The 6,924-nt window shown below is 68.6% G+C and carries 8 protein-coding genes; 5 read left to right on the top strand and 3 right to left on the bottom strand.

The window, feature by feature from the left end; translation table 11 throughout:
* Nucleotides 1-129 precede the first annotated feature (129 nt).
* The 3 genes from WAX14_RS22835 to WAX14_RS22825 form a co-directional block, all read right to left on the bottom strand.
* Nucleotides 130-519: a hypothetical protein gene (locus WAX14_RS22835; RefSeq protein ID WP_422630322.1), complete on the bottom strand. Its 390-nt coding sequence runs from the start codon at nt 517-519 to the stop codon at nt 130-132.
* 83 nt (nt 520-602) lie between these two features.
* Nucleotides 603-2,291, bottom strand: a complete 1,689-nt coding sequence (locus WAX14_RS22830) for a PHA/PHB synthase family protein (protein WP_422630321.1) — start codon at nt 2,289-2,291, stop codon at nt 603-605.
* Nucleotides 2,292-2,485: 194 nt separating this feature from the next.
* Nucleotides 2,486-2,881, bottom strand: coding sequence for a helix-turn-helix domain-containing protein (locus tag WAX14_RS22825; RefSeq protein WP_422630320.1), 396 nt, complete (start codon nt 2,879-2,881; stop codon nt 2,486-2,488).
* A gap of 142 nt (nt 2,882-3,023) precedes the next feature.
* On the opposite strand from WAX14_RS22825, the gene hisD reads away from it, so the two are divergent.
* The 5 genes from hisD to WAX14_RS22800 all read left to right on the top strand — a co-directional run.
* The gene (hisD, locus tag WAX14_RS22820) at nt 3,024-4,346 is read left to right on the top strand and encodes a histidinol dehydrogenase (RefSeq protein ID WP_422630319.1); all 1,323 of its coding nucleotides are present in this window, start codon (nt 3,024-3,026) and stop codon (nt 4,344-4,346) included.
* On the top strand, nt 4,343-5,485 hold the full coding sequence (locus WAX14_RS22815) for a histidinol-phosphate transaminase (RefSeq protein WP_422630318.1): 1,143 nt from the start codon (nt 4,343-4,345) through the stop codon (nt 5,483-5,485). The genes hisD and WAX14_RS22815 overlap by 4 nt, the downstream gene beginning before the upstream one ends.
* Nucleotides 5,482-6,096: an imidazoleglycerol-phosphate dehydratase HisB gene (hisB, locus tag WAX14_RS22810; RefSeq protein WP_422630317.1), complete on the top strand. Its 615-nt coding sequence runs from the start codon at nt 5,482-5,484 to the stop codon at nt 6,094-6,096. The genes WAX14_RS22815 and hisB overlap by 4 nt, the downstream gene beginning before the upstream one ends.
* A 3-nt stretch (nt 6,097-6,099) precedes the next feature.
* On the top strand, nt 6,100-6,255 hold the full coding sequence (locus WAX14_RS22805) for a hypothetical protein (protein ID WP_422630316.1): 156 nt from the start codon (nt 6,100-6,102) through the stop codon (nt 6,253-6,255).
* Nucleotides 6,252-6,924: MFS transporter (locus tag WAX14_RS22800; RefSeq protein WP_422630315.1), on the top strand; the 673-nt coding region annotated here is incomplete at its 3' end. The genes WAX14_RS22805 and WAX14_RS22800, both read left to right, overlap by 4 nt.

The raw sequence follows: 6,924 nt of genomic DNA, 5'->3' as shown, positions 1-6,924 counted from the left end.
GCCCCGATGTGAAAGGGGGCCGCGGCGATCGCGGCGGGCGAGACGGCGTTCATGCCGCAGCCTAAGCCGACGGACCGGGAGCGGGTGTGCGTTTCCCGTCCTTCGATGTGCGGACGGGACGCACGATGTTCACTTGAGGAGGTCGCGGGCGGTGGTGACGGTGGTGGTGGTCAGTTCGCGGGCGAACGAGACCTGCGCCTTGGCGAGGTCGGCGACCCACTCGATCGGGGTGGCCGCGGCGAGCTTGTCCTGCAGGTCGAGGACGCTGATGACGGACTTTTCGTAGGTGTCGACGGCGAGGTTGCCACTCTGCTTGGCGGCGTCGACGATCTTGGTGTTGAAGTCGGTCACGCGGGCGGTGGTGTCGTCGACGGCCTTGCTCAGTTCCTCGGTGGCCCGGGTGGTCGCCTGGGTGGCGGACGCGGCGACCTTCTGGGCGGCGGCGGTGGCCGCCTTCGCGGCAGCGTCGGTGGCGTCTGTGGCGGTCTTGGCGGCGGGAGTGGTCTTGGGGGAGGTCATGACGAATCCTTTGGTCGGTGGGGAAGCGCCTCGAACAACGCTGTTAGCAAGTTAGCATAATGAATGCTAATGCGCTAGCGGAGTCAGCCGAAGACGTAGGTGCCCGGTGCATCGCACAGCACCGGATGCGCGGCACTGCCCAGCGACGGCGCCGCCACCAACGCACCGGCACGCGCGGTCGACCACGCCGTCCAGTCCTCCCACCACGACCCCGCGGTCCTGCTCGCCCGGTCCTTCCACTGCTGCGGCTGCTCCGGGAGAACATCGGGGGTGTCCGCGTCGGGTGCACCGACGGATTCGAACCAGCACTTCGGTCCGGGCGGATTCACCGCTCCCGCAATGTGACCGCCGTTGGACAGCACGAACCGCACCGAGCCGCCGAGCAACTCCACCGACCGGTACGACGACGTCCACGGCACGATGTGATCGTTGATCGCACCGACGATGTACGTATCGCACTCGACGTCCGTCAACTTCAATGTCGCACCGTCGAGTTCGTACACCCCCTTGGCGAGTTCGTTCCGCCCGTACAGGGACCGCAGATAGTGCGCGTGCATGGCCGCGGGCATGCGGGTGCTGTCCTCGTTCCACGCCAGAATGTCGAACGCCTTCGGCTTCTCACCCTTCATCCACCGCGACACCCAGTAGTTGAAGATCAGATCCTTGGCGCGGATCATGTCGAAGCTGCCCGCCATCTCCTGACCGGACAGGAAACCCTGGGCGTGCATCCGGAACTCGACGTTGTCGAGGGTCGCCGGATCGGTCAGCAAACCCAGTTCCCCGACATCGCCGTAGTCGAGCAGCGTGTTGAGCATCGTCAACGCACAGATGCGGCGGTCTCCGTCGGCCGCCAGACGCGCCGCCGCCATCGCCGCCATCGCGCCGCCGAGGCAGAAGGACAGCACCTCGATCCGGGACATCCCGGTGATCTCCTCGACGACGTCCAACGCGGAGGCGATGCCTTGGACGTAGTAGTCGCTCATGGTCACGTTCTGCATCGACTCGTCCGGATTGCGGTACGAGATCATGAACACGGTGCGGCCGTGACGCACCGCCCATTCGACCAGGCTGCGCTCCGGCGCGAGATCGAGAATGTAGTACTTGTTGATCCACGGCGGTGCCGCCAGAATCGGAATCTCGTGCACCTGCTCGGTCTGCGGGACGTACTGGATCAGCTCGATCAGATCGTTGCGGTAGACGACCTTGCCCGGGGTCGCCGCAAGATTGTCACCGACGGTGAACGCATCCATGTCGACCTTCACCGGCCGCCCACCCCGATTGGCGAGGTCGTCGAACGCGAACCGCGCGCCGCGCAACAGGCTCGCCCCGCCGGTATCGAACGCGCGCGTCAGCACGCCCGGATTGAACAGGAAATTCGACGGCGCGAACACATCGAACATCAGATTCGTGAACTGGCGGGCCTTGCCGTCCTGCAACGGGTCCCCCGCGCCGGCCTCGACGAGATCGAACGCAAAGGCGCGGCTGGCCAGGTAGCTCTGCAACACGGAGAAGTACGCGGGGTTCTCACGCCACGCGGCGTCGCCGAACCGTCCGTCCCGCGGATCGACCGGCATCGGCGGCTGCGGCTCGGCCTCGTTGAACACGCGAGTCGCGGCCGCGGGGATCCGCGCCAGCCGTGCGGTGTATCCGGTGGTGGCCGAGGCCACCTTCAGCGGATTGCGGACCGCGCGCCCGGCCACCGATGCGACGGCGGGCGCCCAACCGATCGGGTCGAGGGTGGACTTCAACTTCTTCTGCACATGGTCGAGCACGGCGCACTCCAGGTCGAGGTCGGGGAAGCCCGAGGGTCGAGGTCGGTAAACCCGAGGTTGACATCGCCGCCGGGGGCGCGCACCTTACTTCCAGGTAGATGATCTCTGCAGGTAGCGGCGCCGCGCAGCGAAAGGCGCCCCACCTGGACCGGAGCGTGACGAGTTCACCGAACCCGGCCGGAATGTGAATCCTGTCACCGCGTGGGGGATTCGTCCGGATCGTCCCGCGTGCCCCGGCGCCGCTTGGCGACGGTCACTTCCCGGAACGCCTCATACATCTCCTCCAGCGACCGGCGCTGCGGAGTGGTCAGATCGGGATCCTCCCGGATCGCCTGGAGCACCGCGGACTGCTCGGGGCCCGCGGCAGGGGCGGCCTGAGCCGCCAGGGTGTCCGCGGACAGATGCAGTTGCTCGGCGATCGCGTTGAGCACCCGATCGCTCGGCGCCCGCAGATTCCGCTCGATCTGCGACAGATACGGGTTCGAGATCCCCACCATCGCGGCCAGTTGCCGCATCGGCAGCGCCGCGAGTTCGCGCTGGCGGCGAATCAGCTCACCGAGGGTCGCCGGGAGCGGTGCGTCGTCGTCCATGCGGCCCAGCATAGGACCGGCCACCACGGAAAATCGGCGCGCCCCGGACCGGTGCGCCGCGCTGCCGGGGACGGGCCGACAACCCGGTTGCGCTCATCGCGGATAATGGAGCGGATCCCTGTTCTGCGAGAGAGGACACCTCATGCTTGCCCGCACCGACCTGCGCGGTCGTACCCCCACCACTGCGGAGCTGAGGGGCGCCCTGCCCCGCGGCGGAGTGGACGTGGACGCGGTGCTGCATCACGTCCGTCCCGTCGTCGACGACATCCGCGACCGCGGCGCCGTCGCCGCCCTCGACTACAGCGAGAAGTTCGACGGTGTCCGGCCCGCGCAGGTGCGCGTCCCGCAGGCCGAGATCGACCGGGCGCTCACCGACCTGGACCCCGCCGTGCGCGCGGCCCTCGAGGTCGCCATTACCCGCACCCGCCTCGTCCACGCCGAGCAGCGCCGCACCGACACCGTCACCGAGGTGGTCCCCGGCGGCACCGTCACCGAACGGTGGGTGCCCGTCGACCGCGTCGGCCTGTATGTGCCCGGCGGCAACGCCGTCTACCCGTCGTCCGTCGTGATGAACGTCGTGCCGGCGCAGGCCGCCGGCGTCGCATCCCTGGTCGTCGCCTCACCGCCGCAGAAAGACTTCGGTGGTCTGCCGCACCCGACGATCCTCGCCGCGGCCGCACTGCTCGGCGTCGACGAGGTGTGGGCCGTCGGTGGCGCCCAGGCCGTCGCGCTGCTGTCCTACGGCGGCACCGACGTCGACGACGCCGAACTGGCCCCCGTCGACATGATCACCGGCCCCGGCAACATCTACGTCACCGCCGCCAAACGGCTGTGCCGCGCCGTCGTCGGCATCGACGCCGAGGCCGGACCCACCGAAATCGCGATCCTCGCCGACCACACCGCCGACGCCGTGCACGTCGCCGCCGACATGATCAGCCAGGCCGAACACGACGTCATGGCCGCCTCGGTGCTGGTCACCACCAGCACCGAACTCGCCGACGCGGTCGACACCGCGCTCGCCGCGCAACTCGAGATCACCAAACACCGCGAACGCGTGCGGACCGCGCTGACGGGCAGCCAATCCGGCATCGTCCTCGTCGGCGACATCGAGCAGGGCCTGCAGGTCGTCAACGCGTACGCCGCCGAACACCTCGAGATCCAGACCGAGGACGCCTCCGCAGTCGCCGCACGCGTCCGCGCCGCCGGCGCGATCTTCGTCGGGCCGTGGGCACCGGTCAGTCTCGGCGACTACTGCGCCGGCTCGAACCACGTGCTGCCCACCGCCGGCTGCGCGCGGCACCAGTCCGGGCTGAGCGTGCAGACCTTCCTGCGCGGCATCCACGTCGTCGACTACAGCCGCGACGCACTGCAGGACGTCGCCGGGCACGTCATCACCCTCGCGAACGCCGAGGATCTGCCCGCCCACGGTGAGGCCGTGCGGTTGCGTTTCGAGGCGCTGCGATGAGCGCCGCGCAGACCGGGACCGTGCCCGGCAGCCGTATCACCGTCGACGATCTGCCGCTGCGGGAGAACCTGCGCGGCAAGTCCGCGTACGGGGCGCCGCAGTTGACGGTGCCGGTGCAGTTGAACACCAACGAGAACCCGCACCCGCCGACCCGCGCGCTGGTCGACGACGTCGCCGAGTCGGTGCGGGAGGCGGCCCGCGACCTGCACCGCTACCCGGACCGTGACGCGGTTGCGTTGCGCACCGACCTCGCCGCCTACCTGACCCGTCAGACCGGTGTCGCGGTGGGTATCGAAAACCTGTGGGCAGCAAACGGATCCAACGAGATCCTGCAGCAGATCCTGCAGGCGTTCGGTGGACCCGGCCGCAGTGCGATGGGGTTCGTGCCGTCGTACTCGATGCACCCGATCATCTCCGACGGCACCCAGACCGACTGGCTGGCGACCTACCGGCGCGACGACTTCACCCTCGACGTCTCGGCTTCGGTCGCGGCTATCGAGGATCGCAGGCCGGACGTGGTGTTCGTCACCAGCCCCAACAACCCGACCGGGCACAGCATCCCGCTCGACCAGTTGCGCGCGATCGTCGAGGCCGCACCGGGCATCGTGATCGTCGACGAGGCGTACGCGGAGTTCTCCGCGGTGCCCAGCGCACTCGCGCTGATCGACGAATACCCGGCGAAGGTCATCGTCTCGCGCACCATGAGCAAGGCGTTCGCGTTCGCCGGTGGTCGCCTCGGTTATCTCGCCGCGGCGCCCGCCGTCGTCGAGGCACTGCTGCTGGTGCGCCTGCCGTACCACCTGTCGGTGATCACCCAGGCCGCGGCGCGCGCCGCGTTGCGGCACGCCGAGGAGACACTCGGGTCGGTCGCGGAACTGACCGCCGAACGTATCCGGGTCGCCGCGGAACTGGCCCGTCTCGGCTACGAGGTGATCCCGTCGGACGCCAACTTCATCCTGTTCGGCCGGTTCGCGGACGCCGCCGCCACCTGGCAGCGTTACCTCGACGAGGGTGTGCTCATCCGCGACGTCGGCATTCCCGGCTACCTGCGCACCACAATCGGCCTGGCACACGAGAACGACGAATTGTTGCGGGTCAGTGCACAACTCGCCGCAACGGAAATCGAGGGAACCCGATGAGCGACCGGATCGCGAAGGTCGAACGCACCACCAAGGAGTCGAGCATCTCCGTCGAGATCAATCTCGACGGCACCGGACGCACCGACATCGCGACCGGTGTCCCGTTCTTCGACCACATGCTCACCGCGCTCGGTCAGCACGGCTGCTTCGACCTGACCGTCCACGCGAAGGGCGACATCGAGATCGAGGCGCACCACACCGTCGAGGACACCGCGATCGTGCTCGGTCAGGCCTTCAACCAGGCGCTCGGCGACAAGCGGGGTATCCGCCGGTTCGGTGACTGCTTCATCCCGATGGACGAGACCCTCGCGCACGCGTCGGTGGACGTGTCGGGCCGGCCGTACTGCGTGCACACCGGGGAACCGGACTACATGGTGCATTCGGTGATCGGCGGATATCCGGGCGTGCCCTACGCGACGGTCATCAACAAGCATGTGTTCGAGTCGTTCGCGTTCCACGCCCGCATCGCATTGCATGTGCGGGTGCTGTACGGCCGCGATCAGCATCACATCACCGAAGCCGAGTTCAAGGCGGTGGCGCGGGCGCTGCGTGAAGCCGTGGAACCGGACCCGCGGGTCACCGGCATTCCGTCGACCAAGGGCAGCCTGTAAGTCATGGATGTTCTCCTGACCTACGGCTGCTTTCTGCTCGCGGGCCTCGGCGCCGGCGGAACCTGGTCGGCATGGCGGGCCGGTAGCCAACTGTTCGCCGGTGTGCTGCTGGCCTTGACGCTCCTCGCTGCGATCGCCGGGATCCTGAGGTTGATGTGACGGACTCGCCGGGCCTGCTCGGTATCCGTGGGTTGCCGGCAGCCTGGGTGCTCGCCGCCGCCGCGTTCGGCGGATTCTCGTTGTTGCTGCCCGTCGTTCCGTGGGCGATCGCGGAGGCGGGCGGTACCGACGCACTTGCCGGTTCGGTGACGACGATGTTCATGGCGACCACGGTGCTCACCCAGGTGGCGATGCCGAAGCTGATGCGTTCCCGCGGTCATCGGCCGTTGCTGATCGCCGGGTGTGTGCTGCTCGGCCTGCCGTCGCTGGGGTTGCTCGCCTCGACCGCGCCGCCGCTGGTCCTGGGGATCTCGGCGATACGCGGCATCGGTTTCGGCATGATCACCGTCGCGGCGGCCGCGCTCGTCGCGGAACTGGCCCCGGCCCGGCAACTGGGCCGGGCGACCGGCGCCCTCGGTATCGCGATCGCCGCGTCGCAGATGATCGGCCTTCCGCTGGGTTTGTTTCTTGCCCAGCACTTCTCGACGACGCCGGTGTATGTGCTCGGTGCGGTGGTGCCCACCCTCGGCCTGATCGCTGCTGCCCGGTTGCCGCGAATCCGACCCGCAGCACGCGCGGCGCACGGGCGGCCACCGCTGCTGGCGCTGCTGTTGCCGACCGTCGCGATCGGTGCCGGTGCCATCGCCTACGGTGGCCTGACCTCGCTGC

The sequence above is a fragment of the Rhodococcus sp. (in: high G+C Gram-positive bacteria) genome, from assembly GCF_049299235.1.
GTDB lineage: Bacteria > Actinomycetota > Actinomycetes > Mycobacteriales > Mycobacteriaceae > Rhodococcus.
This window is presented reverse-complemented; position numbering and strand designations above follow the sequence as displayed.

Bases quoted from the DNA above. Each gene is read 5' to 3' on its own strand.
- WAX14_RS22815 (WP_422630318.1), top strand. From the start codon at position 4,343: ATGAGCGCCGCGCAGACCGGGACCGTGCCCGGCAGCCGTATCACCGTC.
- WAX14_RS22835 (WP_422630322.1), bottom strand. From the start codon at position 519: ATGACCTCCCCCAAGACCACTCCCGCCGCCAAGACCGCCACAGACGCC.
- hisB (WP_422630317.1), top strand. From the start codon at position 5,482: ATGAGCGACCGGATCGCGAAGGTCGAACGCACCACCAAGGAGTCGAGC.
- WAX14_RS22825 (WP_422630320.1), bottom strand. From the start codon at position 2,881: ATGGACGACGACGCACCGCTCCCGGCGACCCTCGGTGAGCTGATTCGC.
- WAX14_RS22805 (WP_422630316.1), top strand. From the start codon at position 6,100: ATGGATGTTCTCCTGACCTACGGCTGCTTTCTGCTCGCGGGCCTCGGC.
- hisD (WP_422630319.1), top strand. From the start codon at position 3,024: ATGCTTGCCCGCACCGACCTGCGCGGTCGTACCCCCACCACTGCGGAG.